This window comes from Enterobacter oligotrophicus, from assembly GCF_009176645.1.
In the GTDB taxonomy this organism is placed as follows: domain Bacteria; phylum Pseudomonadota; class Gammaproteobacteria; order Enterobacterales; family Enterobacteriaceae; genus Enterobacter; species Enterobacter oligotrophicus.
Genome location: NZ_AP019007.1, coordinates 4,410,948 through 4,434,582 on the forward strand (window position 1 = coordinate 4,410,948; position 23,635 = coordinate 4,434,582).

Sequence of the window (23,635 nt, forward strand, 5' to 3'; positions counted from 1 at the left end):
ATGACGGCTATTTATAAGGACGCGGGTCGCCCCGTGCACGAGCGCGTCGCTGATCTACTGGCGCGTATGACCCCGGAAGAGAAATTTGCCCAGATGCATGCGTACTGGTTGATCCTCGATGAAAATGGTGACCACCGTGAGCGGAGCGATTTGAGTGATGAATTTGCCGGTATCAGCGAACAGGCTTCGCTAAAAGCGCGTCTGAAGCTGGGCGTTGGGCAGATCACGCGCCCGCTGGGTACGCACATCGTCGATGCGAAAACCGGCGTGCGCGCGGCAAACCGCCTGCAGCGCATGATGATTGAAGAGACGCGGCTCGGCATTCCGGCGCTGTTCCATGAAGAGTGTCTGGTTGGCCTGCTGTGCAAAGACGCGACGCTGTTCCCGTCTTCACTGAACTACGGTTCAACCTGGGACCCGGACCTCGTGCAGCATGCGGCTGAGCAGATTGGCAAGGAGGCACGGTCTGTCGGTTGTCAGCAGGGGCTGGCTCCGGTGCTGGATGTCTCCCGCGATGTGCGTTGGGGGCGCACCGAAGAGACGTTCGGTGAAGATCCGTGGCTGGTTGGCGTCATGGCAACGGCATATGTCAAAGGGTTACAGGGGAAGAAACGCGATCTGCTGGCGACCCTTAAGCATTACGTCGGTCACTCGTTCAGCGAAGGGGCGCGCAACCATGCGCCGGTACATCTGGGTTTTAGCGAGCTGAACGACACTTTCCTGCTGCCGTTTGAAATGGCGGTGAAGCTGGCAAATGCCGGTTCGGTGATGCCCGCTTACCACGATATTGATAATCAGCCGGGGCACAGCGATCGCTTCCTGCTGACAACCGTTTTGCGTGAACAGTGGGGATTCGACGGGATCATCGTGGCGGATTATGGTGGCGTCAGTCTGCTGCACCAGCATCACGGTATTTCCCACGATGCTGCTGAATCTGCAGCGCTGGCGTTTAATGCCGGGCTGGATGTTGAACTGCCGAAAGATGACTGTGCGCGGCACCTGGCGGAAGCGGTAGAGCGCGGACTGATCGCTATGACGAAAATCGATGAGATTGTGACGCGCGTTCTGGCTGAAAAATTCCGTCTTGGACTGTTTGAAAACCCGTATGTCGATGAAGATGACATTGATCTGCAAAATGAGGTTACCCGGCAGGCTGCGCGGGATGTCGCAACAAAATCGATAACGCTGCTGGAAAACAACGGCATTTTGCCCCTCGGTGGCAAACCTCGCGTGGCGGTAGTGGGACCGACAGCAGACGATCCGCTTGCCTTGCTAAGCGGCTACAGCTTCCCGGTGCACTTGATTATCAGCGATATGGTTGAAGAGACTTCTCAGGTGACGACCCCGCGCGCAGCGCTGGAGCAGTACCTGGGCGCATCGCAGGTGCGCTATGCCAAAGGGTGCCACATCATCGAAAAACGGATGGCGGGTGCGCCGGTCTTCCCTGGCGACAGCGGCGGAAAACCGATGCAGCAATCGCCGGTTTCACAAAGTTCTGCGTTGATTCCCGACGCTGTAAACGCTGCGCAAGAGAGTGACGTGGTGGTGGCTTGCGTCGGCGATCTCGCCGGATTGTTCCAGAGCGGCACCGTGGGGGAAGGTTCGGATACGGACAGCCTGAACCTGCCAGGCGTACAGCAGCAGTTACTGGAAGCGCTGGTGGCAACCGGTAAGCCAGTGATTGTCGTTATGACCGGTGGACGCCCGTACAACCTGCAGGGGCTGGAAGATAAGGTCGCCGCGCTGATGATGGCCTGGGCTCCGGGGCAGGAAGGGGGCTGGGCGATTGCAGATATACTGACGGGGCGCGCAGAGCCGCAGGGCAGGCTGGTGGTGAGCGTGCCGAAGAGTGCGGGCGCAATGCCCTATTATTACAACCACAAGCTGAAAAGTGGCGGTACGCCGTTTGCGTTCCATTTTGGCTCGCGGTATCCGTTTGGTTTTGGTCTCGGCTGGACGCAGTTCCACTGGGGAGAGGTGCGCGTGGCTGAAAACCGTGTGCCTGTCGAAGGTGATATTGTGCTGAGCGTTGATATCACTAACACCGGCGAGCGCAGCGGTAGCGAAGTGGTGCAGGTTTACGTGCGGGATAAAGTCGCCACGCAGGTGCGGCCACTGCAGGAGTTAAAAGCGTTCCAGCGCGTTACGCTTTCGCCGGGTGAAACCGCCACGCTGACCTTCACGCTGCCCGTCGAGATGTTTAATTTCACGCGCCGGGACGGGAAGCGAATCGTCGAACCTGGGGAATTTGAGCTGCAGGTTGGCGCATCGTCAGCGGATATTCGCAAGGTGGTGACGGTGAATGTGCGTGGGGAGACGCGGGTGCTGCCTGAAGAGTGGCGGATGTTGAGTACCTGTCGTATCAGCCGCGCGTAATCAGCTTAAAAAAAAGCCCATCGTGGGAGATGGGCAAAGACTACACACAGCAATTCGTTGTTTCACTCAGGGGATTTCCATGCTTATAAATCAAGGTGTTGATTTATAACCGTGTCCTAATAGTAGGCATGCTAACTTTTTGCGTCGATCAGATTCGTCTCAATAGTTAAAGAGACGTAAAGATTTCGTAGAGTGAATGGCAGTCTTACGGGCGAAATGGCGGGTCTGACCAGTGTGCAGGGAATAAATAGTTTAGCGGTGTTTAAGTATTACTGAAGGAAATCAAAGCCGGGTAGCGTAACGCTACCCGGCAACGCTGTTACTGCTTGTTCTTGTCTTCCAGCTCTTCAAGCTCGCTGAGGATCACGTCCGGATCGGTTCCCGGTGGTGGGACTTCATGCACCCAGGCAGAGAACAGACGCCAGGTCACGGCGAGCAGCACCGGACCAATAAACAGACCGATCATCCCAAAAGCGATTAAGCCGCCAATCACGCCTGAGAGGATCAGGATCAGCGGCAAATCAGCCCCCATGCGGATCAGTATCGGACGAATCACGTTATCCATGGTGCCGACAACGCAGCTCCAGACCAGCAGGACGGTCCCCCAGGTGGTATCGCCTGTCCAGTAGAGCCAGATAATGCCCGGCACCAGAACCAGCAATGGCCCCAGTTGCGCAAGACAGGTCATCAGCATCACGACGGTAAAGACGGTTGCGTAAGGCACGCCTGAAATGGCGAGACCGATACCGCCCAGCACCGCCTGTACCAGTGCCGTCACCACGACGCCAAGGGCCACCGCGCGCACGGCCTGTGCAGCCAGCAGGACGGCGGCATCGCCACGTTTACCCGCCAGACGTGTTGCAAAATGACGAATACCCAGCGCAACTTGCTCTCCACGCCAGTACAGCAGGGCGCTGAAGACCAGCATCAGCGTACAGTGCATCATAAAGCGACCAATATGCGCCGCCTGTCCCACAAACCATGTGGTGGTGGTGCCGATATAGGGGCGCACTTTTGCCATCAGGGCGCTGCCACCCATCTCCAGCAGGTTGTGCCAGCCGCTGTAGAGTTTTGCCCCGACGACGGGAATGCTGTTAAGCCAGGCGAGATCCGGCAGAGTCAGGTCGCCACTGGTAACAGCACGAATAATCGGGCCGCTGGAATCAACCAGGCTGTTCACCAGCAGCGCAATCGGAATAATGAACAGCAGGAAGAGCAGCAGTGTCATTACCAGCACCGCTAACCCGCGACGACCAAACAGTAACGTCTGCAGACGCAGCAGCAAGGGCCAGGTGGCGACGACAACGGTCGCGGCCCAGGCAAAGCCGAGCACGAAGGGGCGAACAATCCACAGACACGCAATAATCATGATGGCTAAAAACAGCACCGACAGCAAAATTTGCGCAACATCCCTGGGCTGACGAAGATTGACCATAAATGAAACTTTCCTTTAATGAACGTCAGCATGGCTGACGGAAACGTAAACCGCGTCTTACTAATCATTAGTGATTTCAGCGATTTTTGACAGGCGGATTCTGCCTGTAATTCTGCTGAGCGTATAAGAAAAAAATGTGATAAAACTTTCCAGACACAACGCAAACGATTTCACACCTCTAATTAGGGTCGACCGTAATGATCCCACAGATTTCTCAGGCACCTGGCGTCGTTCAGCTGGTGCTTAATTTTTTGCAGTCACTGGAGCAACAGGGTTTTACAGGTGATACCGCCACGGATTACGCCGACAGGCTGACGATGGCGACCGATAACAGTATTTACCAGCTTCTTCCCGATGCAGTCGTTTTTCCACGCTCAACCGCAGATGTGGCGCTGATTGCCCGTCTGGCGTCGCAGGAGCGGTTCACCTCTCTGGTATTTACCCCACGCGGTGGCGGTACGGGCACCAACGGACAGGCGCTGAACCAGGGCATTATTATTGATATGTCGCGCTATATGAACCGCATCATAGAGATCAACCCTGAAGAGGGGTGGGTACGCGTGGAAGCGGGCGTAATCAAAGATCAGCTCAATCAATTTTTGAAACCCTACGGCTACTTCTTTGCACCGGAACTTTCCACCAGCAACCGCGCCACGATTGGCGGGATGATTAATACCGATGCGTCCGGACAAGGTTCCCTGGTCTATGGGAAAACCTCCGATCACGTGATGGGGGTTCGTGCGGTCCTGCTGGGGGGCGATATCCTTGATACCCAGCCGATGCCGGTCGAACTGGCCGAAACGCTCGGTAAAGAGAACACCACAATCGGGCGAATTTATCGCACCGTGCTGGAACGCTGTCGCGACAACCGCCAGCTTATCCTCGATAAATTCCCGAAACTGAACCGTTTCCTGACGGGCTATGATCTGCGCCACGTCTTTAATGATGATCTGAGCCAGTTCGATTTAACCCGCGTGCTGACCGGCTCGGAAGGCACGCTGGCGTTTATCACCGAAGCGCGTCTGGATATCACCCGGCTGCCGAAGGTGCGCCGCCTGGTGAACGTTAAATATAACTCCTTCGATTCTGCACTGCGCAATGCGCCGTTTATGGTGGAGGCACGGGCGCTGTCGGTGGAAACCGTCGATTCGAAAGTGCTTAACCTGGCCCGCGAAGATATCGTCTGGCATTCCGTCAGCGAGCTGATTACCGATGTGCCAGATAAAGAGATGCTCGGTCTGAACATTGTGGAATTTGCGGGTGATGACGCCGAACTGATTGAAAGCCAGGTGAGTACGCTCTGCCAGCGTCTGGACGACCTTATTGCTGCGGGGGAAGGTGGCGTCATTGGCTGGCAGCTGTGCAACGATCTTTCCGGTATTGAGCGTATCTACGCGATGCGCAAAAAGGCGGTGGGGCTGCTCGGCAACGCCAAAGGTGCCGCCAAGCCGATCCCGTTTGCTGAAGATACCTGCGTGCCGCCTGAACATCTGGCGGATTACATTGTGGAGTTCCGCGCGCTGCTGGACAGCCACGGCCTGAGCTACGGTATGTTCGGGCACGTTGATGCGGGTGTGCTGCACGTGCGCCCGGCGCTGGATATGTGCGATCCGCAGCAGGAGATCCTGATGAAGGCGATCTCGGATGACGTAGTGGCCTTAACCGCAAAATATGGTGGTCTGCTGTGGGGCGAGCACGGCAAAGGGTTCCGCGCCGAATACAGCCCGGCATTCTTCGGTGAGCTACTGTTTGGTGAGCTGCGCAAAGTCAAAGCGGCATTCGATCCGGATAACCGTCTTAACCCTGGTAAAATTTGCCCGCCTGAAGGGGTTGATGCGCCAATGCTGCGCGTCGATGCCACCAAACGTGGTACTTACGATCGTCAGATCCCGATTGCGGTCCGTACATCCTGGCGCGGCGCGATGGAATGTAACGGCAACGGGTTGTGCTTTAACTTCGATGTGAAAAGCCCGATGTGTCCGTCGATGAAGATCACCAGCAATCGCATTCACTCCCCCAAAGGACGTGCAACGCTGGTGCGCGAATGGCTGCGTCTGCTGGCCGACCGTGGCGTCGATCCACTGAAACTTGAGCAGGAACTGCCGGAAAAACGGGCCAGTTTGCGCTCGCTTATCGAACGTACCCGGAACAGCTGGCATGCGAATAAGGGCGAATACGATTTCTCGCATGAAGTAAAAGAGGCAATGTCCGGCTGTCTGGCCTGCAAGGCCTGTTCAACCCAGTGCCCGATTAAGATAGACGTGCCGGAGTTCCGTTCGCGCTTCCTGCAGCTCTACCACACGCGCTATCTGCGCCCGATGCGCGACCACCTGGTGGCGACGGTGGAAAGCTATGCGCCACTCATGGCGCGCGCGCCAAAGACCTTTAACTTCTTTATCAATCAACCGCTGGTGCGCAAACTTTCCGAAAAACATATCGGGATGGTGGATTTGCCGTTGCTGTCTGCGCCATCGCTGCAGCGACAACTGGTGGGGCACCGCTCTGCGAACATGACGCTGGAGCAGCTTGAGGCGCTAAGCCCTGAGCAAAAAGCGAATGTGGTGCTGGTGGTTCAGGACCCGTTCACCAGCTACTACGACGCGCAGGTGGTGGCGGATTTTGTGCGACTGGCGGAGAAAATTGGCTGGCAGCCGGTGGTATTGCCCTTCTCACCGAACGGCAAGGCGCAGCACATTAAAGGTTTCCTGAGCCGCTTTGCGAAAACCGCGCAGAAAACGTCGGACTTCCTGAACCGCGTGGCGCAGCTCGGGATGCCGATGGTCGGTGTTGATCCGGCACTGGTGCTTTGCTATCGCGATGAGTACAAGCAGACACTCGGTGACAAACGCGGCGATTTCCACGTTATGCTGGTGCATGAGTGGCTGCCTGCCGCCCTGGAGCAGACGGACAACAGAGAGGTCAGCGGCGAACCGTGGTATCTGTTTGGCCACTGCACTGAAGTCACCGCGCTGCCAGGCGCACCGGCACAGTGGGCCTCTATTTTTGCCCGTTTTGGCGCGAAACTGGAAAGCGTCAGCGTCGGCTGCTGCGGGATGGCGGGGACATACGGGCATGAAGTTAAAAATCATGCTAATTCATTGGGTATCTACGAGTTGTCGTGGCACCAGGCGATGCAGCGCTTACCGAGAAACCGCTGTCTGGCGACGGGCTACTCCTGCCGCAGCCAGGTGAAACGCGTTGAGGGTAACGGTGTCCGCCATCCATTACAGGCTTTACTGGAGATTATAGGATGATCTGGAAACGTGCAGTGACGCTACAGGCGCTGAATGCCATGGGCGAGGGGAATATGGTGGGTTTGCTGGATATTCAGTTTACCCGTATTGGTGAGAACGAACTGGAGGCGACGATGCCGGTCGATAACCGTACTCACCAGCCGTTTGGCTTGTTGCACGGCGGTGCGTCCGTTGTGCTGGCTGAAACGCTGGGCTCGGTGGCGGGTTATCTGTGTACGGAAGGGGAGCAGAAAGTCGTCGGGCTGGAGGTTAACGCCAACCACATTCGCTCGGTGCGCAGTGGCCGCGTGCGCGGTATTTGTCGCGCGCTTCATGCCGGGAGCCGTCATCAGGTGTGGCAGATTGATATTCTGGATGAACAGGAACGCCTGTGTTGTTCGTCCCGTCTGACGACGGCGGTTGTGTAAAGTTTCCGGATGCCTTGCCTTTGGTCAAAAACTAACCAGCGCATTGTGGTATACTGGTCAGGTTTTGAACATAAGCGAGGACATCATGGATACTGAAATAACCCCAACCCAACTGGCAATCGAATATTTACGTCGCGATAAGAGCAACCTGTCTCCGGCGCAGTACCTGAAAAAACTGAAACAGCTTGAGCTGGAGTTTGCTGATTTGCTGGCGCTCTCTTCAAATGAACTGAAAGAAGAGATCTACTTTGCCTGGCGGTTGGGCGTTCACGTCCATTAAGCGCTAAAGAAAAGGCCGCGGTTGCGGCCTTTTTTGTCTCTGAAATTCAATATTTAGCAGGAAGTTTGTTGATTTTAATAAGCCTGCCTTCATCCATTTCGATAAACCCGCCGGTTTTTAAATCCGCCAGAATTCGCATTACACCGCTACGGGAAAGTTGCGTTTTCTCTCTGATATACCTTTCCGCCGTTACGCTGCAACGGTAGCTCTCATCTTCATCCATTAGCTTGATTAACTGTTGGCGAATCATCTCATACGCGGTCGGCGCACCCTGAGGCATTACGTTGTTATAAAGGCGGCCATAGACAAACATCAGTTGCTTAGAGATAAGCCCCCATAACCCTTTTTCTTTGATGATTTCATTTGCCCGTTCGGTAGTGAGCACGCCGATCAGACAAGGGCTGACGGTTTTAAGATAGTCATTGAAGTAGGTGCCGGTAAGGTTAGCCAGGCCAAAAAGCGCGGGACTGCGCGCCGTTGAAAGCATCATGTTGTCGCTTCTTCGGTATACTGCAATCGTGCCTTCCGTAATTAAATAACACATTGCCTGGCCGTTTACCTGAAGGTCAAGTTGCTCACCGCGGCCTGTTCTGCGGGGAGTGCAGTATGGCCAGAAATGAGAAATAAGTTCCTGTGCATAAGGAGAACCGCGAAATGGCTGGTCTGAAGCGGACATGGCTATAACCTTTGAGAAGAACGTATACGTTATAGTTTCGCTCTTATCTTCAGCTATCTCCAGATATAAATTGACGGTCAGTACTTCCGCGGCAGGTGGTGGATATCAAGCAATACGCCGCGTTCCATTGTGATGTATTTTCCCGTGCGCAGCTCCGCCAGTATCCTCATAATACCGCTACGAGAGAGATAGGTTCGGCTTTTAATATAAGCAGCCGCGGTGATATTTTGTCTTATTGCGTCAGGCTCTTGCATCAATTCCACAAGCTGAAAGCGAATGATGTCATAAGCAGACATCTGGGAAATTTGAGCGCAATGTTCATAAACACGGGATGCAGTATAGATAAGCAGATTTGAGAAATGTTCCCAGAGATTATGCTCTGCAATCACACGATTAAAGCATTCCAGAGGTACGCTCGCTACCTCCGAGGTTTCAACCGCCCTGACATAAAGGTGCTCTGAAGATAATTGACTGCTTACGCCAAGAATAAACGGTGAGGACTCTGAATTCAAAACAATCCCGTCACCGCGACGATGTAAAGCCACGCTGCCATGTATCAGCAAAAAACATTGACGAATTTCATTGTTGAAATAATGGATAATTTCACCTTTTGCAAGAATGAGCCGTTCAGTAAATGGAAGTACGTTATCAATTATTTTTTCAATGTGATTATAGGGCTTTAATCCAAGTACAGTAGATTGTTCATCGCCGAGTACAGGTGCGATTCGCGTGTTCATTGGTTACCTCGCCAGCAGAGACTATCTTTCTAATCGACCCAAGAATTATCTTAAAAACCAGCAACTCATGGAATATCAGGCGCGAGTCTAATAATAGACCTACAGAAAAGAGGGTCTTAACCGTTTGAAATAATAGGTTTTGTTACGTCAGTCTAAAAGTGGACCGTTTTTGGCGGGCTTGAGATTATCCTAAATAATAATGTTTTATTTTTGTTAAATTCGAGTCTACAGCTAGACCTCAAAACACATTGTCTGCAGGTAGGGAGTAGGATAAGTTTTATCAGGCCGACAGGAGCGCCAGAAATTTATTGTATTAGCAATACTCATTTTGTTCTGTTTCTGTCTGCATATAAATAACAATGGACAAAACGCAAGTGGTGAATGAACCATTAAATGTTTTTTGCCTGAATATCAGTAATAAATAAAGTAATACAGGATATGGCATCATGAAAAAGAAAATTATCATTGCTATGCTCGCAGCAAGTTCTGCATTGACAATGACTCACGCTTTCGCAGCAGCGGGCACCGTGAATTTTAATGGAAATATTCTGGATTCTGCCTGTGATGTTGATGTGGCATCCCAGAACCAGGTAGTGGTGTTGGGGGATTATAATAAAACGGAATTTTCATCGACAGGTGCCAGAACGGCCGCGAAAAAATTCAATATTATTCTGAAAAACTGTCCGGTATCAGTAACTACTGCAAAGGTGCGCTTTGACGGTACGCCTGATGTAACCAATAGCAGTTTGCTTGCTATTGATTCCTCCATTACTGGTGCGGCAACGGGTGTGGCGATTAACCTGATGACCGCAGATAAAGCCGATCTACCTCTTCATGATAACAACGGGTTCTCCTACGTGCTCAACAGCGCGACGGAAAATGTCCTTGATTTTTATGCCCAGTATATTTCAACAGCGTCAGCGGTGACGGCGGGTCCGGCTAACGCAGTCGCTAATTTCTCTGTTGTTTACAACTAAGCCATTTGCAGCAATTAAAAGGGGGGCCTTCCCGGCCCCTTTGTTTTATGAGGAATCACATGCGTTTTATCAGAACAATCGGGTTGGCCGCGGTATCGTTACCGCTAATATTTTCAGGGGCCAATGCCGGAGTGATTATTGGCGGCACGCGTATCATTTTTGATGGTGCGAAAAAGGAAGCGTCAATAGGTGTCACTAACCCTGACAGCACTCCGTATTTAATTCAGTCCTGGATTGATTTAAAAGACGGTCATTCTGGTAAAACGCCTTTTATTATCACACCACCTTTATACCGTCTGGATGGCGGGCAACAAAACGTGGAACGTATCGTGATGACAGGAACCTTGCCGCAGGATAAAGAAACGTTGTTCTGGCTAAATATTAAAGCCATTCCGGCTGCATCCAGCCAGGCTAATTCTCTGCAAATCGCCGTTAAAACACGAATTAAGCTCATTTATCGGCCTGAGGATCTTCGCGCGTCAACACCGGAAGAGCAAGCGACGAAATTAACCTGGCAAAGAACAGGAAATGAACTTCAGGTCACTAACCCAACACGCTATGTGATCAATTTTAATGAAGTGAGTGTTGGCGGCCAAAACATTGACGATGTGACATATGTTTTGCCAGGAGAGTCAGCCCGCTTCCCATTACCCGCAGGGGCTCGTGGCAACTCGCTCATATTTAAAATTATCAACGACTATGGCAGCCCCGGAAAACCACATCAAGCCAGCTTGTGAGTTTTAAAAGCGGCGCTTCTGTACTGATTAGGCTTATAACAATGACAATAAAAAATAATAAGATGCGGCCTGCTCGCCTGGCGACGTATATCGCCATCGCGCTTACAGGTTCTGCACAGCCTCTGTATGCCAGCGAGACGTTTAATTCCGAACTGGTTGAACTGGATAATCCTGGTATGGGCAGGGCAGATTTATCTGCCTTTGAATCAGGATCGCAGATGCCTGGAACGTACCATGTTGACGTCATTCTTGACGACCAGTTAATCGAGACCGTTGATATCCCCTTTAATACCCTTAAAGGCGTTGATGACAATGAAAAATTGCAGCCTTGCCTGAGTGTGGAACAGCTCAAACGCTGGGGAGTGAAAACCGATCTTTTTCCTGATATTGCAGCCGATAACAGTGTTTGCGCTAATCTTCAGGCAATTCCACAAGCCAGCACAGATTTTCAGTTTGGCACTCAGCGGCTGGTCATCAGTATCCCCCAGGCTGCAATTAGCCTGCCTGCAAGAGGCTCTGTACCGCCGGAGATGTGGGATGAGGGTATACAGGCTGCAATGCTCAATTACAGTCTGAGTGGCGCGAACAATTGGGCGAAAACGCGCAATGGCACTAACAGCGATAGCCAGTACGCAAACCTGCGTCCGGGGATAAATATTGGCCCGTGGCGTTTACGAAATTACTCCACGTGGTCGCGTGATGCATCCGGCCAGGATCAATGGGACACCGTCTATACCTACGTTCAGCGTGCCATTATTCCCCTGAAAGCGCAGCTAACGGTAGGGGACAGCACTGCGCCTGCCGATGTGTTTGACAGCATGCCTTTTCGTGGTGGACAACTGGCATCGGACGACGACATGCTGCCAGACTCACTGAAAGGCTATGCGCCGGTGGTACGCGGTATCGCGCGTACCAATGCTCAGGTTGTGGTGCGCCAGAACGGGTATCAGATTTATCAAAGCTATGTCTCGCCTGGCGCGTTTGAAATTGTGGACATGTATCCCACCGGAGGCGCAGGGGATCTTGAGGTGACGATTAAAGAAGCCGATGGAAGCGAGCAACATTTCACTCTGCCTTATGCCTCGCTGCCCGTATTGCAGCGTGAGGGTCGGCTGAAATATGCCCTCACCGGAGGACAATATCGCTCATATAACAGCAGTGTGGATAAGACCCCGTTTGAACAAATCACCGGAATATATGGCCTGAAGCATGGCATTACCCTCTACGGGGGGCTGCAGGAATCAAGCAAATATCAGTCGCTTGCTTTCGGTACAGGTAAAAACATGGGCGATTTTGGCGCACTGTCCGCAGACGTGATCCAGGCATGGTCCACACCGAATAAAACAGCAAAAACGCGCGGCCAGTCCTGGCGAGCGCGTTACAGCAAGAACTTTGTGAATAGCGGGACGAATTTTTCCATTGCGGGATACCGCTATTCGACCAGTGGCTATTACGGGATGCAGGACGTGCTGGATTCATACGGGGACAGCACTGCACTGCAGGACAGAAGACGTAACCGTGCGGAGCTGACAATGAGCCAGACGCTGGGGGGACGCCTCGGCGCTCTGACGCTTAGCGCTGCGCGTGAAGATTACTGGAATTCCCCTCAATCGATGGTCTCCTGGAGCGTCGGATACAACAATTACTGGCACAACATCAGCTATGGCGTGACATGGACATACAGTAAAAACAGCCACTCTGCCTCAAATAACGGGAGCGCTAAAACCTATGATCACGATCAGCTTCTGGCTTTTAATGTCAGCGTGCCGTTGGAGAAATTCCTGCCGCAAACCTGGGCTAACTATGGCGTGAACGCGAGCAAGGATCGCGGCACGACGCACAATATTGGTATGAACGGCGTGGCGCTGGAGAACCGGGCTCTGAGCTGGAACATGCAACAGGGTTACGGTACGGATGGCGTGGGTTATACAGGTAATGTAAACGGTGACTATAAAGGAACATACGGCGAAGCCTCGGCGGGGTATAGCTACGATAAAAACAGTACACGTCTGAATTATGGTTTGCAGGGTGGGATCATCCTTCATGGTGACGGTGTGACACTCTCTCAGCCGCTGGGGGAAACAAATGTACTGGTAAAAGCACCTGGCGCTCATGGCGTGGATATTCGAAATCAGCCGGGTGTCCGCACGGATTACAAAGGCTATACGGTGGTGAGCAATCTTTCAGTTTACCGGAAAAATGACGTTATTCTCGATCCGGAAAATATGCCTGACGATGTTGAGCTGGACATCAATACCCGAACGGTAATACCGACGCGGGGAGCGCTGGTTAAAGCCGAATACATATCTAAAGTGGGTCGCCGGGTTCTGATGACCTTATCGGATAATAACCATTTTGTTCCATTTGGCGCGGTGGTCACGCTCTCAGGTGATAGCCAGAGCAGTTTTATCGTGGGCGATCGCGGACAGGTGTACTTAACGGGTATGCGCGAGCAGGGAGCAATATTAGCAACATGGGGAAATCAACCTGGTCAACGGTGTCGGGCTGAGTTCAGCTTGCCAAAACAATCATCTTATGGGGGCATAACAGAAGTAAACGCACAGTGCCTTCAGGACCGTTAAAATGAAAATTGCAACCTTTATATTTTTGCTGTGTTCGTTTACTGGCTGGAATATTGCCTATGCCGGAACCTGTACAACGATTACGCCGCAACTTTCTACGCTGTCTGTCGGTACGATTAACGTTCAGCGCGATACACCTGTCGGTACAGTGATATTTTCCCGTGCAGCGACAAGGACAACTTCGTATTTAACGGGGTGTACCAATCCGTTAATGTTGGGATTCAGTATGCGGTATAATAGTGCAATACCGAGTGGTTTTGGCAACCACGTATATGCCACTAATATCAGTGGCATTGGAATACGGTTTTCCTCCGGGAATTACTTTGAAAGTCCGAATAATACATTTACGTATAACGCCCAGACATCCTATGTCGAATGGTTTGGCGGAAAGATTGAATTGATTGTAACCGGCCCGGTGTCGTCAGGCGTATTAATGCCTGGTGTTATTGGCGTAGTTATGCTGCAGGGGGCTGATGGAGTTTACCGTGAAGGTCTCACCACGCAGCTTAACGATGGGACTATCAACGCGCTGGCATGCAGTATCAGTTCGTCTCAGTTAACGTTTCCGATGGGTGATATTCCTGTTTCAATGTTCGGTTCTGTTGTGGGAACAACGCCGGCAGGGGCGCAGAATACGCAAAATCTGGGACTAAGTTGTTCCGCCGGAACCAATATCAACGTTTCACTGAGTGGTATACAAAACCCGGATGTGGCTGATACAAGCGTAATGGCGTTAACAGGACAAGGGAATGCAGGTACGGCAAAAGGCGTTGGTGTGCAGCTTTTATATAACGGTTCACCGTTGGTCATGAATAGCCGGATTCTGTTAAAACAATCTGCGGGTGGGCAAGAGACGTTACCATTAACGGCTCGCTATTATCAAACGTTAACGACCATTGAACCGGGCTCAGCAAATGCCTCAGCAACGCTGACGTTGACCTACCAGTAACAGGTGAGATAATGCAAATGCAATATAAGAAATTCCTTTTTCTCGCTTTATTGTGCTGGAACGTCTATGCCGCAGACGGGGTGAATGTCAGCGTCACGGGAAATATTGTGGCCTCGCCCTGTGTATTTAACGGCGGGAATTCAAATCTTGATGTTAACCTTGGGAATATTCAGGCGATAAATATGGCGACGCCAGGGTCAACGTCCGATCCGGTCACATTTAATTTCGTGTTTACCCATTGTCCGGTGGGTACGCGTACCGTCACCGCCAGCTTTACCGGAACGCCCGATCCTGTTGCTGGCGCGGACTATTATATGAACAGCGGTTCGGCCACCAATGTTGCGGTGGCAATGAGAGAGCGGGCGTCTGGCATACTCAAGGGGACGGGTTCCAGCATCTCACAAAACATCGCGGCAGACAGAACCGCAACTATGCCAATGCAGGCGTTGGTTAAATCTGTATCGGGTGGGGTAGCGCCAGGAAGCATAAGTGCAGTTGTGATGGTTACGCTGCAATACAATTAAGTGGAAGAGAACTGTTCGTCTTTTTTATTACGATACATCGGTACGATCTATGTTGAATATTTTGATTAAAGAAACGGATCTGTTTTTTAGAGCCGGATTACAATATTTTCTTGTGGATTTCTTTTCCCGTAATTTTAAACATCATCTCCACTTTAACTATGTATTTACGGCTGACAGCGTCAGTATGGCCGATATTGTCGTTCTTTCTTTATGTAATGGTGAAATGCTGACCTGCTTCCCTGAGTTTAAAAACCGGAAAAAAGGCATTGTGATAGGGTTGGTTGACGATGCGTTTCGCTTCCAGGCGATGTCATCCTGTTTTCAGGATATTATATTTATTTCCCGTAACGCTTCTCTTGACCAGGTGAGCGAGACGCTCTTTATTGCATGGCTTAAAATGCAATTACCCGGATATAGCTGGAATAAAAATACCTGTCTGAATTGTCAACATAGAGTCTTATCACCACAGCAAGTCAGAATTATGGTGAGTTTTTACCGGGGTTTATCAGTTATGCAAATAGCTGACGCGTTGCGGATAAGCGATAAAACGGTATTTACCCATAAATATATTTTGATGCAGAAATTTGACCTGCGAAGCGATTATGAACTGATCGCTTTGCTCAACAGGCTGGTTGCAAAAAACAGTCACCCTAACGTTTTCCGTGACTATCTGGAAAAAGATTTCAGTGAAGAAAGCGATGCAGAAACGTCTGTACGTCAGGCCTGCGGTGGGGAGACTGCGGCAGGCGAAGAATCACAGAGCGTGAGGTGACTTACGGTATTGCCGGGTGGCGGCTACGCCTCACCCGGCAATATCCTTAAACGTTCACGGCGCTGATCAGCCGTGATTTCATGGTTTGGTACGCCGAAGCCGCAAAATCTTCCGCCCGGCGCTGGTCCTCAATCGCCTCCAGTTGTACTGCACAATACTTCGTTTCCGGCGTTCTGGAGACCGGGTCGAGGTTATCCTGCGTCAGTTCGTTGCATGCGCCAATCCACCATTGATAGGTCATATACACCGCACCGGTATTAATGCGTTCGCTGATGCTGGCGCGCGTGATGACTTTACCCCGGCGTGAACGTACCCATACCAGTTGACCATCGGCAATGCCCCGTTTATCCGCATCGGCAGGGTTGATCTGCACCTGACCGGGTTCATCGGCGAGGCTTTGCAGCGCGGCGCAGTTACCGGTCATTGAACGACAGGAGTAATGACCGACCTCGCGCACGGTACATAGCACTAACGGATAATCCATATCCGGAGTTTCAGCCGGTGCGCGCCAGGCGGCGGCGAAAAGCTGTCCTTTGCCAGTCGGCGTATCGAACTGATTATTTTTATACAGGTACGGCGTCCCCGGATGATCGAGCGTCGGACACGGCCACTGCACATGGCCCATCTCGCCCATTTTCTCATACGTAACGCCATAGAACAGCGGGCACAGCTCGCGCATCTCATCCCAGATCTGCTGGTTAGAGCTGTACTGCATCGGGTAGCCCATCTCAGTGGCAAGCAAACTAATGATTTCCCAGTCCCGCTTCACGTTACCGCTGGCGTCAATGGCTTTGCCGAAACGCTGAAAGCCCCGGTCAGCGCAGGTAAAGACGCCGCCGTGTTCACCCCAGGAGGTTGCAGGCAGCAGCACATCCGCCACTTCTGCCGTTTTGGTCATGAAAATGTCCTGCACGACGACAAAATCGAGAGCCTCGAAACCGCGGCGGACCAGGCCGAGATCGGCCTCGGTCTGAAGCGGATCTTCCCCCATGATGTAGTAGGCTTTGACCTTCCCCTCCAGCGCAAGGTGCGGTACTTCGGTGATGCGCGCTCCGACACGATCGTCCATGTTATTGACGTCGATCCCCCACGCATCGGCAAACTTTTGCCTGACTGCCGGGTCAGTAACGTCCTGATAGCCGGGGAACATATTGGGCAGAACGCCCATGTCACAGGCACCCTGAACGTTATTCTGCCCGCGAACCGGGCCGACACCCACGGCAGGGCGACCCAGGTTGCCGGTCAATAGCGCCAGGCTGGAAAGACCTTTCACGACGTCCACTGCCTGACCAAACTGCGTTACGCCCATTCCCCACATCACCGTTGCAGAAGGCGCTGCGGCAAAGGTACGCATCGCCTGACGAACCTCCTGCGCAGGAATGCCTGTAAGGTGTTCCACTTTCTCCGGCGCGTAAGCGCTGACCATCTGGCGATACATATCCAGACCTTCCGTGAAGCGCGCAACGTAATTCTTGTCGTACAGCTCCTCCTCCAGCAGCACATAGCCAAACGCGTTGACCAGGGCCATATTACTGCCGTTTTTCAGTTGCAGATGCTGATCGGCAATGCGTGCCGTTTCAATGCGACGCGGATCGCAGACGATGATTTTCGCGCCGTTCTCGCGCGCTTTAAGCACTCGTCTGGCGACGATCGGATGGGAATCCGCACAGTTGTAGCCAAACACCAGCAGGCACTTTGAGTGTTCAATATCATTTATGGAATTACTCATCGCCCCGTTGCCGAGCGTTTCCTGTAAACCGGCAACAGAGGGGCCATGGCAGACGCGCGCGCAGCAGTCGACGTTATTGGTGTGAAGCACCGCGCGGGCAAATTTTTGCATGACATAGTTAGTTTCATTCCCGGTCCCCCTTGATGAACCGGTCGTCATGATTGCGCGGGGGCCAAACTGGGCTTTGATATTATTGAGTTTTTGCGCGGTATAGCGGATAGCTTCTTCCCATGTAACAGGCGTAAAAGCAGCGCCTTTATGATAGCGGATCATGGGTTGCGTTAAGCGGGGAGTCAGCAGACGCGTATCGTTCAGGAAGTCCCAACCGTAATACCCTTTCAGACACAGGGTGCCCTGATTGGTTACACCATCCGCGGCTTCGGCACGGATAATGCGGTTATTTTCTACAACGAGAGTTAATTTACAGCCCGCACCACAGTAAGGGCAGACGCTAGCGATTTTTTTCATCAATAACAGACCTGTTAAGAAATGAAGCGATGTTTAACTGGATAGCCCAGTCCCGTAGGGGAGAACTAGCAGGAACCATGCCACATTGTCTTTTGTTGTTTTACAGGGAGTTATGAAGAGGGGGAGCGTGTCATCGTCAGGCGCTTCGTCAAAACTGACGATGACACGTTAGCAAGGGTTGGCGAAGGGGAGGTTACAGATCATCCATGGTATAACCCACGACAATTTCCAGCGTTTTACGAATAACATCCGCCTTCACAACGTCGTCGGTTGTTTCCAGCGTCTGGATCAGCCAAAGAATGATCGCTTTATTGGTAAGGTGGCCTTCGGAAGCAAGAACACAACGTACTGCAGTAGCAAAAATGGCGGACTCTTCAGCAAAACGATCGCCGGCGTGACGGAAATACTCCGATAACGCGCTATCTAAAAAGGCGGAATGGTATTTGGGTTGAAGCTGAATGTGTTGTCTCATTTCTTTTCACCGTAGCTGTAAAGTGGTAGTCAATGTATTTTCTTTGGATCGGATGGTTTTCCATTACCTAATAACGGCACTACATTGTCTTTGTTATCTCTGAGAGGTCCCTCTCTGATGGTTCTTCCCTGTGCGGTTCTGCCGCGTCTGAAGGCGATAATGTTCTCACCGATTTCGGCGATCGCCTTCGCGAGAGTCTCCCGCCGCTGGGGATTATGTTCATGTGCTTTCATATCCCGCAGGCGCTGAACTAAGCGATCAATGGTCAGCGGTTCCCACTCTTTCAGAAGTGAAAGAACAGCGTCTCCTATAAGCTGGTCAATCAGTCGCTCTGCGTCACTGCTGTTCATAACGTTAGCGTTCGAAGAGCAGACCAAGCAGCATGTGATAATGCTGTTCCTCGTCCGGGCCATTGGCATTTTCGAGGCGGCTTAATAATTTGGTACAGAGCGATTTGCGGTTGAGATGTCGACCATCGCTCAGGATTTCAACAACCACCTGACCCAGTGTCTCCTGCTGAGTTGGCAGCGCAGTTTTCTCAAAATATTGCGCAATCGCTGTTGCTGAATCTGCGGCGTAACCGTTCTGTTGCATGTTTCGCTCCTGTAAATATCCGTAATCAGTAACGTTACATTTAAGGTATACACAATTTTCAAATCTGTACATTTAAAATGTACAATTTTTCACTTTTTCTATAATATATTTTATAAAATATTTATATTTCAATTGGTTATATTGAGATTGTTTGTTGCGTATGTCGCAGGATATATTGTACAGCCTGTTCCATTGATGCAGAATTGTACAAGCGGAAGGAGAAGCACCGGGTAGGGCGTAAGGCCTTGAGATGTAAATTATTTGTTAGCCAGGTAATGTGCTATAAAATAGCTTTACCCACGTAAATGTCGTGGCTGACCCCATAACCCCCAGGAATAGCATGCTAACAACCATCATTTACCGCAGTCACATCTGCGAGGACGTTCCGGTGAAAGCGCTGGAAGAAATGGTAGCTGCTGCAAACAGTAAAAACCGGCAAGCCGATGTCACGGGGATCTTGCTGTTCAACGGCACACATTTTTTTCAGTTGCTTGAAGGGCCTGTTGAAAACGTCACGGCTATCTACCAGCAGATTTGCCACGATCCGAGACATCACAATGTCGTGGAACTGCTGAGCGATCACGGCCCCACCCGACGTTTTGGCAACGTGGGAATGGAGCTTTTTGATTTACGTCAGTTCGACAGAAATGAAGTTTTGCAGCAGGTGCTCGACAGAAGTACAACGAAATATCAGATGGCATATAACGATCGCCCTCTGCAGTTTTTCCGCACTTTTGTAGAGGCCACAGAAAAAGCCAACTATTTTGAGCTGCCGCCTGCGGACTCTTGGGACTTTATCTCTGAAGAGACGCCGTTATCCGCGCAGCCTGAAGTCGTGGCAAAAGGGGCGAACTGCAGCTTTGCATTTCAACCGATAGTGGACCCGTTTATGCAGCAGGTTGTCTCCTGGGAGGCGCTGGTTCGCACTCCGTCCGGTGAATCGCCAGAGATCTATTTTGAAAACCTGCCTCGTGATGTTGTCTATGAGTCGGATCTGAAGAGCAAGCAAGTGGCGTTGTCGATGGCCAGTGCGCTGGGTTTGCAGGGGCAGACGTTGTCTATCAATCTGCTGCCTATGACGCTGGTCAATGTTCCCAATGCCGTAGATTTTCTGCTCAATGCCATTGAAGCAAATGGCTTTGTACCAGAACAGATTGTTGTGGAGTTTACGGAGAGTGAGGCGATCTCTCGCTTCGATGACTTTACCAGCGCAGTCAGGCAGCTGAAAAGCGCTGGCATCAGCGTGGCGATCGATCACTTTGGTGCCGGGTTTGCCGGGCTGCAACTACTGGCGCAATTTCAGCCGGACAGAATCAAAATTAATCGTGATTTGATCGCCAATGTGCATAAGAGCGGCCCGCGACAGGCGATAATTCAGGCGATAATTCAGTGCTGTATTTCCCTGGAAATTCAGGTTTGTGCTGTCGGCGTAGAGCTGGCAGAAGAGTGGATGTGGCTGGAATCTGCAGGGATTTCCCAGTTCCAGGGGCACCTGTTTGCCAGCCCGCGACAAGGGGCCGTTCCTGCCATTGCCTGGCCAGAGAAAAAATTCGATTCCTGAGAAACTTGTACATAACTCTTCAGAGGTAGCTGTACCTACGGCTGAATTTATACAACAATACATAAACAGAGTGAATGGTTTGTACGCCATTCACTTGTTTCAAAATGAGGTCTTAGTTATACAAATGGTTTGTACAATCTGATAAGGTTGGCTTAGTTAGGTATGGAAGTTCTGAGCGTGAGGGAGTTAATGGCCTATTACAGTATCGGCGAAGTGGCCGAACGATGCGGTATCAACCCCGTTACGCTGCGTGCCTGGCAGCGCCGTTATGGATTGTTGAAGCCACAGCGCAGCGAAGGGGGACATCGTCAATTCGACGATGAAGATATCCTGCGCATTGAAGAGATCAAGCGCCTCATGAAAAGTGGCGTCTCGGTTGGCAAGGTGAAAGCCTTGCTGGAAAACAAAGACGTCATCACGCAGGGAAACTGGGTGTCATTTCAGGAAGAGATGCTGTCCGTTGTGCGTTACGCCAGCCCGGCAAAACTGCGTGCCAAAATCGGTGAATTCCGCCGCGATCATGCGACGGATGCGCTTATCGATAACATTATCATCCCCGTTCGTCAGCGAATAAGCCAGGATCAGAACACGGTGCGTCATATGGCGAGCCTGCTCGATGGTGTGCTGATTGAATTCGCCGTCACAAGCCTGGCAGAGTCGCGAAAAAAAGCCGGGAAAGATGCCCTGCTGATCGGTTGGGAGTGTGACGATCGCACGCACCTGTGGCTTGAGGCCGCTCGTCTGGCGCATAAGGGCTGGCATATTGATGTGCTGGCAGAGCCCATTGATTCTCCGCGCCCTGAACTCTTTCCAGGGCAAAAAATCTTTGTCTGGACGGGAAAATCCCCTACGCCTCGTCAGCAGGAGTTGCTGGATTACTGGCGGGAACAGGGTTTTTCAGTCTCCTTCCACGCAAGAACATAAAGGGCCCGGAAGGGCCTTTTTAATTTCTTCTGCCCGCATTGGAAGTACAAAATCTATCTCAAAAATAGGCATTTCCGATGCATATTTTATTTTTCACCAGATTCATGCCACTCCTGCAGTCAAATGCATTATTAATCAATGCATTGAACAATTACATCCTTCCCGTCAGCATCGCGTGACAGGGTCTATGCTTAATAAAAGTAGCCAAAAAGGGCGAATTAGCCGAAAGCCCCTGCTGTCTGGGGGTTGAAGTGATAATCGTTATCACTAACATGGTGTTATGCCCTGGTGGCTTAACAGATGAGGTGGACCTATGGAACTGCAATCAGAAACCTTTAATCCGGCCGATTTTGCCTGGCGTGGTTTAACCCTCACGCCTGCGGCTGCGGCGCATATCCACGAACTGGTGGCAAAAAAGCCCGACATCCTCGGCGTGCGTTTGGGCGTGAAGCAGACAGGCTGCGCGGGTTTCGGCTACGTTCTTGATACCGTGACTGAGCCTGAAAAGGATGATCTGGTGTTCGAGACCGATGGCGCGAAACTCTATGTTGCGCTGCAGGCGATGCCGTTTATCGACGGAACGGAAGTCGACTATGTTCGTGAAGGTTTAAACCAGTTATTCAAATTCCATAACCCGAAAGCCCAGAACGAATGCGGCTGCGGCGAAAGTTTTGGGGTATAGGCGGTACTATGTCTCGTAATACTGAAGCAACGAGTGATGTGAACACCTGGAGCGGCGGACACCTTAACTATAAAGAAGGGTTCTTCACGCAGCTGCAGACCGATGAACTGGCGAAAGGCATTAACGAAGATGTCGTTCGTGCGATCTCGGCTAAACGTAATGAGCCGGAGTGGATGCTTGAATTCCGCCTCAGCGCTTTCCGCGCGTGGCTGGAAATGGAGGAGCCGCACTGGCTGAAAGCACACTACGACAAACTGAATTACCAGGATTACAGTTACTACTCCGCGCCCTCCTGCGGGAGCTGTGACGATACCTGCGCCTCGCAGCCGGGAGCGGTTCAGCAGACCGGCGCTGAGAACAGCTTCCTGAGCAAAGAGGTTGAAGAAGCGTTTAACCAGCTCGGTGTGCCGGTGCGAGAAGGGAAAGAGGTGGCGGTGGACGCCATTTTTGACTCCGTATCGGTCGCGACAACCTATCGTGAAAAGCTGGCAGAGCAGGGGATCATTTTCTGTTCCTTTGGCGAAGCGATCCACGATCACCCGGAACTGGTGAAAAAGTATATTGGTACGGTGGTGCCGAGTAATGACAACTTCTTTGCGGCGCTTAACGCCGCAGTGGCATCTGACGGCACCTTTATCTACGTGCCGAAAGGCGTGCGTTGCCCGATGGAGCTGTCCACCTATTTCCGCATTAACGCCGAGAAAACTGGCCAGTTCGAACGTACCATTCTGGTGGCCGATGAAGGCAGCTACGTCAGCTACATCGAAGGCTGCTCTGCGCCGGTTCGTGACAGCTACCAGCTCCACGCGGCGGTGGTTGAAGTCATCATTCACAAAGACGCCGAGGTGAAATACTCCACGGTGCAGAACTGGTTCCCTGGCGATGGTAACACCGGCGGTATTCTGAACTTCGTGACCAAACGTGCGCTGTGCGAAGGTGAAAACAGCAAGATGTCCTGGACTCAGTCAGAAACCGGCTCCGCCATCACCTGGAAATACCCGAGCTGCATTCTGCGTGGTGATAACTCCATCGGTGAGTTTTACTCAGTGGCGCTGACCAGCGGCCGTCAGCAGGCCGATACCGGTACTAAGATGATCCACATTGGTAAAAACACCAAATCGACCATCATCTCAAAAGGGATCTCCGCCGGGCACAGCCAGAACAGCTATCGTGGGCTGGTTAAGATCATGCCAACGGCCACCAATGCGCGTAACTTTACCCAGTGTGACTCCATGCTGATTGGCGCGGACTGCGGTGCACATACCTTCCCGTATGTGGAGTGCCGCAATAATAGCGCCCAGCTAGAACACGAGGCGACCACGTCGCGTATCGGTGAAGATCAGCTCTTCTACTGCCTGCAGCGCGGCATCAGCGAAGAAGATGCCATTTCGATGATTGTGAACGGCTTCTGTAAGGATGTGTTCTCTGAACTGCCGCTGGAATTCGCCGTTGAAGCACAAAAACTCCTCGCCATTAGTCTTGAACACAGCGTCGGTTAA

21 protein-coding genes and 1 other RNA gene are annotated in these 23,635 nt (G+C 51.8%); 14 read left to right on the forward strand and 8 right to left on the reverse strand.

Annotated elements, in window-relative coordinates; genetic code table 11:
• The gene (locus tag EoCCA6_RS21170) at nt 1–2,376 is read left to right on the forward strand and encodes a glycoside hydrolase family 3 N-terminal domain-containing protein (RefSeq protein ID WP_152084329.1); all 2,376 of its coding nucleotides are present in this window, start codon (nt 1–3) and stop codon (nt 2,374–2,376) included.
• 5 nt (nt 2,377–2,381) lie between these two features.
• On the opposite strand, the gene rprA is transcribed toward EoCCA6_RS21170, so the two are convergent.
• Nucleotides 2,382–2,489, reverse strand: an RNA gene (gene rprA, locus EoCCA6_RS21175) — antisense sRNA RprA.
• Between the two features lie 206 nt (nt 2,490–2,695).
• On the reverse strand, nt 2,696–3,811 hold the full coding sequence (gene ydiK, locus EoCCA6_RS21180) for an AI-2E family transporter YdiK (RefSeq protein ID WP_152084330.1): 1,116 nt from the start codon (nt 3,809–3,811) through the stop codon (nt 2,696–2,698).
• 197 nt (nt 3,812–4,008) lie between these two features.
• Here ydiK and ydiJ point away from each other — a divergent pair, with 197 nt between their 5' ends.
• From ydiJ to EoCCA6_RS21195, 3 genes are all read left to right on the forward strand, one after another.
• A complete protein-coding gene (gene ydiJ / locus EoCCA6_RS21185) occupies nt 4,009–7,065 on the forward strand; it encodes a D-2-hydroxyglutarate dehydrogenase YdiJ (RefSeq protein ID WP_152084331.1) in 3,057 nt (1,018 codons plus the stop codon).
• Nucleotides 7,062–7,472: a 1,4-dihydroxy-2-naphthoyl-CoA hydrolase gene (gene menI, locus EoCCA6_RS21190; protein WP_152084332.1), complete on the forward strand. Its 411-nt coding sequence runs from the start codon at nt 7,062–7,064 to the stop codon at nt 7,470–7,472. The genes ydiJ and menI overlap by 4 nt, the downstream gene beginning before the upstream one ends.
• 85 nt (nt 7,473–7,557) lie before the next feature.
• Nucleotides 7,558–7,752, forward strand: a complete 195-nt coding sequence (locus EoCCA6_RS21195) for a YdiH family protein (protein ID WP_010430192.1) — start codon at nt 7,558–7,560, stop codon at nt 7,750–7,752.
• 46 nt (nt 7,753–7,798) lie between these two features.
• Here the strand turns inward: EoCCA6_RS21195 and EoCCA6_RS21200 are convergent, their stop codons facing one another.
• Together EoCCA6_RS21200 and EoCCA6_RS21205 are read right to left on the reverse strand one after the other, a co-directional pair.
• Nucleotides 7,799–8,428: a winged helix-turn-helix transcriptional regulator gene (locus tag EoCCA6_RS21200; protein ID WP_152084333.1), complete on the reverse strand. Its 630-nt coding sequence runs from the start codon at nt 8,426–8,428 to the stop codon at nt 7,799–7,801.
• Between the two features lie 77 nt (nt 8,429–8,505).
• A complete protein-coding gene (locus EoCCA6_RS21205) occupies nt 8,506–9,165 on the reverse strand; it encodes a winged helix-turn-helix transcriptional regulator (RefSeq protein WP_152084334.1) in 660 nt (219 codons plus the stop codon).
• Nucleotides 9,166–9,611: 446 nt separating this feature from the next.
• Between EoCCA6_RS21205 and EoCCA6_RS21210 the strand changes: the two genes are divergently transcribed.
• Genes EoCCA6_RS21210 through EoCCA6_RS21235 form a run of 6 tightly spaced genes read left to right on the forward strand, consistent with a single transcriptional unit; the run spans nt 9,612 to nt 15,706 of the window.
• Nucleotides 9,612–10,142 carry a fimbrial protein gene (locus tag EoCCA6_RS21210; RefSeq protein WP_152084335.1) on the forward strand — a complete coding sequence of 177 codons (531 nt, stop codon included), beginning with the start codon at nt 9,612–9,614 and terminating at the stop codon, nt 10,140–10,142.
• Between the two features lie 59 nt (nt 10,143–10,201).
• Nucleotides 10,202–10,879 (forward strand): fimbrial biogenesis chaperone, encoded by a 678-nt coding sequence (locus EoCCA6_RS21215; RefSeq protein WP_152084336.1) that lies wholly within the window; start codon nt 10,202–10,204, stop codon nt 10,877–10,879.
• Between the two features lie 41 nt (nt 10,880–10,920).
• Nucleotides 10,921–13,461, forward strand: a complete 2,541-nt coding sequence (locus tag EoCCA6_RS21220) for a fimbria/pilus outer membrane usher protein (RefSeq protein WP_152084337.1) — start codon at nt 10,921–10,923, stop codon at nt 13,459–13,461.
• 1 nt (nt 13,462) lies between these two features.
• On the forward strand, nt 13,463–14,410 hold the full coding sequence (locus tag EoCCA6_RS21225) for a fimbrial protein (RefSeq protein ID WP_152084338.1): 948 nt from the start codon (nt 13,463–13,465) through the stop codon (nt 14,408–14,410).
• An 11-nt stretch (nt 14,411–14,421) separates the two neighbouring features.
• The gene (locus EoCCA6_RS21230; protein WP_152084339.1) at nt 14,422–14,934 is read left to right on the forward strand and encodes a fimbrial protein; all 513 of its coding nucleotides are present in this window, start codon (nt 14,422–14,424) and stop codon (nt 14,932–14,934) included.
• A 49-nt stretch (nt 14,935–14,983) separates the two neighbouring features.
• Nucleotides 14,984–15,706, forward strand: coding sequence for a LuxR C-terminal-related transcriptional regulator (locus EoCCA6_RS21235; RefSeq protein ID WP_152084340.1), 723 nt, complete (start codon nt 14,984–14,986; stop codon nt 15,704–15,706).
• 46 nt (nt 15,707–15,752) lie between these two features.
• Here the strand turns inward: EoCCA6_RS21235 and fdhF are convergent, their stop codons facing one another.
• From fdhF to ycgZ, 4 genes are all read right to left on the reverse strand, one after another.
• On the reverse strand, nt 15,753–17,903 hold the full coding sequence (fdhF, locus tag EoCCA6_RS21240; RefSeq protein WP_152084341.1) for a formate dehydrogenase subunit alpha: 2,151 nt from the start codon (nt 17,901–17,903) through the stop codon (nt 15,753–15,755).
• A gap of 193 nt (nt 17,904–18,096) precedes the next feature.
• A complete protein-coding gene (locus tag EoCCA6_RS21245) occupies nt 18,097–18,375 on the reverse strand; it encodes a biofilm/acid-resistance regulator YmgB/AriR (RefSeq protein ID WP_152084342.1) in 279 nt (92 codons plus the stop codon).
• A 29-nt stretch (nt 18,376–18,404) separates the two neighbouring features.
• Entirely contained in the window at nt 18,405–18,725 is a 321-nt protein-coding gene (locus tag EoCCA6_RS21250) for a hypothetical protein (RefSeq protein ID WP_152084343.1), read from the reverse strand.
• A gap of 4 nt (nt 18,726–18,729) precedes the next feature.
• Nucleotides 18,730–18,969: a regulatory protein YcgZ gene (ycgZ, locus tag EoCCA6_RS21255; protein WP_152084344.1), complete on the reverse strand. Its 240-nt coding sequence runs from the start codon at nt 18,967–18,969 to the stop codon at nt 18,730–18,732.
• A 340-nt stretch (nt 18,970–19,309) separates the two neighbouring features.
• Here ycgZ and EoCCA6_RS21260 point away from each other — a divergent pair, with 340 nt between their 5' ends.
• The 4 genes from EoCCA6_RS21260 to sufB all read left to right on the forward strand — a co-directional run bounded on the left by EoCCA6_RS21260 (nt 19,310) and on the right by sufB (nt 23,635).
• On the forward strand, nt 19,310–20,530 hold the full coding sequence (locus tag EoCCA6_RS21260; RefSeq protein ID WP_152084345.1) for a diguanylate phosphodiesterase: 1,221 nt from the start codon (nt 19,310–19,312) through the stop codon (nt 20,528–20,530).
• Nucleotides 20,531–20,719: 189 nt separating this feature from the next.
• Nucleotides 20,720–21,454, forward strand: a complete 735-nt coding sequence (locus EoCCA6_RS21265) for a MerR family transcriptional regulator (protein WP_152084346.1) — start codon at nt 20,720–20,722, stop codon at nt 21,452–21,454.
• Between the two features lie 313 nt (nt 21,455–21,767).
• The gene (sufA, locus tag EoCCA6_RS21275; protein WP_152084347.1) at nt 21,768–22,136 is read left to right on the forward strand and encodes a Fe-S cluster assembly scaffold SufA; all 369 of its coding nucleotides are present in this window, start codon (nt 21,768–21,770) and stop codon (nt 22,134–22,136) included.
• Between the two features lie 8 nt (nt 22,137–22,144).
• A complete protein-coding gene (sufB, locus tag EoCCA6_RS21280; protein WP_152084348.1) occupies nt 22,145–23,635 on the forward strand; it encodes a Fe-S cluster assembly protein SufB in 1,491 nt (496 codons plus the stop codon).

Bases quoted from the DNA above. Each gene is read 5' to 3' on its own strand.
- EoCCA6_RS21170 (WP_152084329.1), top strand. From the start codon at position 1: ATGACGGCTATTTATAAGGACGCGGGTCGCCCCGTGCACGAGCGCGTC.
- ydiK (WP_152084330.1), bottom strand. From the start codon at position 3,811: ATGGTCAATCTTCGTCAGCCCAGGGATGTTGCGCAAATTTTGCTGTCG.
- ydiJ (WP_152084331.1), top strand. From the start codon at position 4,009: ATGATCCCACAGATTTCTCAGGCACCTGGCGTCGTTCAGCTGGTGCTT.
- menI (WP_152084332.1), top strand. From the start codon at position 7,062: ATGATCTGGAAACGTGCAGTGACGCTACAGGCGCTGAATGCCATGGGC.
- EoCCA6_RS21195 (WP_010430192.1), top strand. From the start codon at position 7,558: ATGGATACTGAAATAACCCCAACCCAACTGGCAATCGAATATTTACGT.
- EoCCA6_RS21200 (WP_152084333.1), bottom strand. From the start codon at position 8,428: ATGTCCGCTTCAGACCAGCCATTTCGCGGTTCTCCTTATGCACAGGAA.
- EoCCA6_RS21205 (WP_152084334.1), bottom strand. From the start codon at position 9,165: ATGAACACGCGAATCGCACCTGTACTCGGCGATGAACAATCTACTGTA.
- EoCCA6_RS21210 (WP_152084335.1), top strand. From the start codon at position 9,612: ATGAAAAAGAAAATTATCATTGCTATGCTCGCAGCAAGTTCTGCATTG.
- EoCCA6_RS21215 (WP_152084336.1), top strand. From the start codon at position 10,202: ATGCGTTTTATCAGAACAATCGGGTTGGCCGCGGTATCGTTACCGCTA.
- EoCCA6_RS21220 (WP_152084337.1), top strand. From the start codon at position 10,921: ATGACAATAAAAAATAATAAGATGCGGCCTGCTCGCCTGGCGACGTAT.
- EoCCA6_RS21225 (WP_152084338.1), top strand. From the start codon at position 13,463: ATGAAAATTGCAACCTTTATATTTTTGCTGTGTTCGTTTACTGGCTGG.
- EoCCA6_RS21230 (WP_152084339.1), top strand. From the start codon at position 14,422: ATGCAAATGCAATATAAGAAATTCCTTTTTCTCGCTTTATTGTGCTGG.
- EoCCA6_RS21235 (WP_152084340.1), top strand. From the start codon at position 14,984: ATGTTGAATATTTTGATTAAAGAAACGGATCTGTTTTTTAGAGCCGGA.
- fdhF (WP_152084341.1), bottom strand. From the start codon at position 17,903: ATGAAAAAAATCGCTAGCGTCTGCCCTTACTGTGGTGCGGGCTGTAAA.
- EoCCA6_RS21245 (WP_152084342.1), bottom strand. From the start codon at position 18,375: ATGAGACAACACATTCAGCTTCAACCCAAATACCATTCCGCCTTTTTA.
- EoCCA6_RS21250 (WP_152084343.1), bottom strand. From the start codon at position 18,725: ATGAACAGCAGTGACGCAGAGCGACTGATTGACCAGCTTATAGGAGAC.
- ycgZ (WP_152084344.1), bottom strand. From the start codon at position 18,969: ATGCAACAGAACGGTTACGCCGCAGATTCAGCAACAGCGATTGCGCAA.
- EoCCA6_RS21260 (WP_152084345.1), top strand. From the start codon at position 19,310: ATGCTAACAACCATCATTTACCGCAGTCACATCTGCGAGGACGTTCCG.
- EoCCA6_RS21265 (WP_152084346.1), top strand. From the start codon at position 20,720: ATGGCCTATTACAGTATCGGCGAAGTGGCCGAACGATGCGGTATCAAC.
- sufA (WP_152084347.1), top strand. From the start codon at position 21,768: ATGGAACTGCAATCAGAAACCTTTAATCCGGCCGATTTTGCCTGGCGT.
- sufB (WP_152084348.1), top strand. From the start codon at position 22,145: ATGTCTCGTAATACTGAAGCAACGAGTGATGTGAACACCTGGAGCGGC.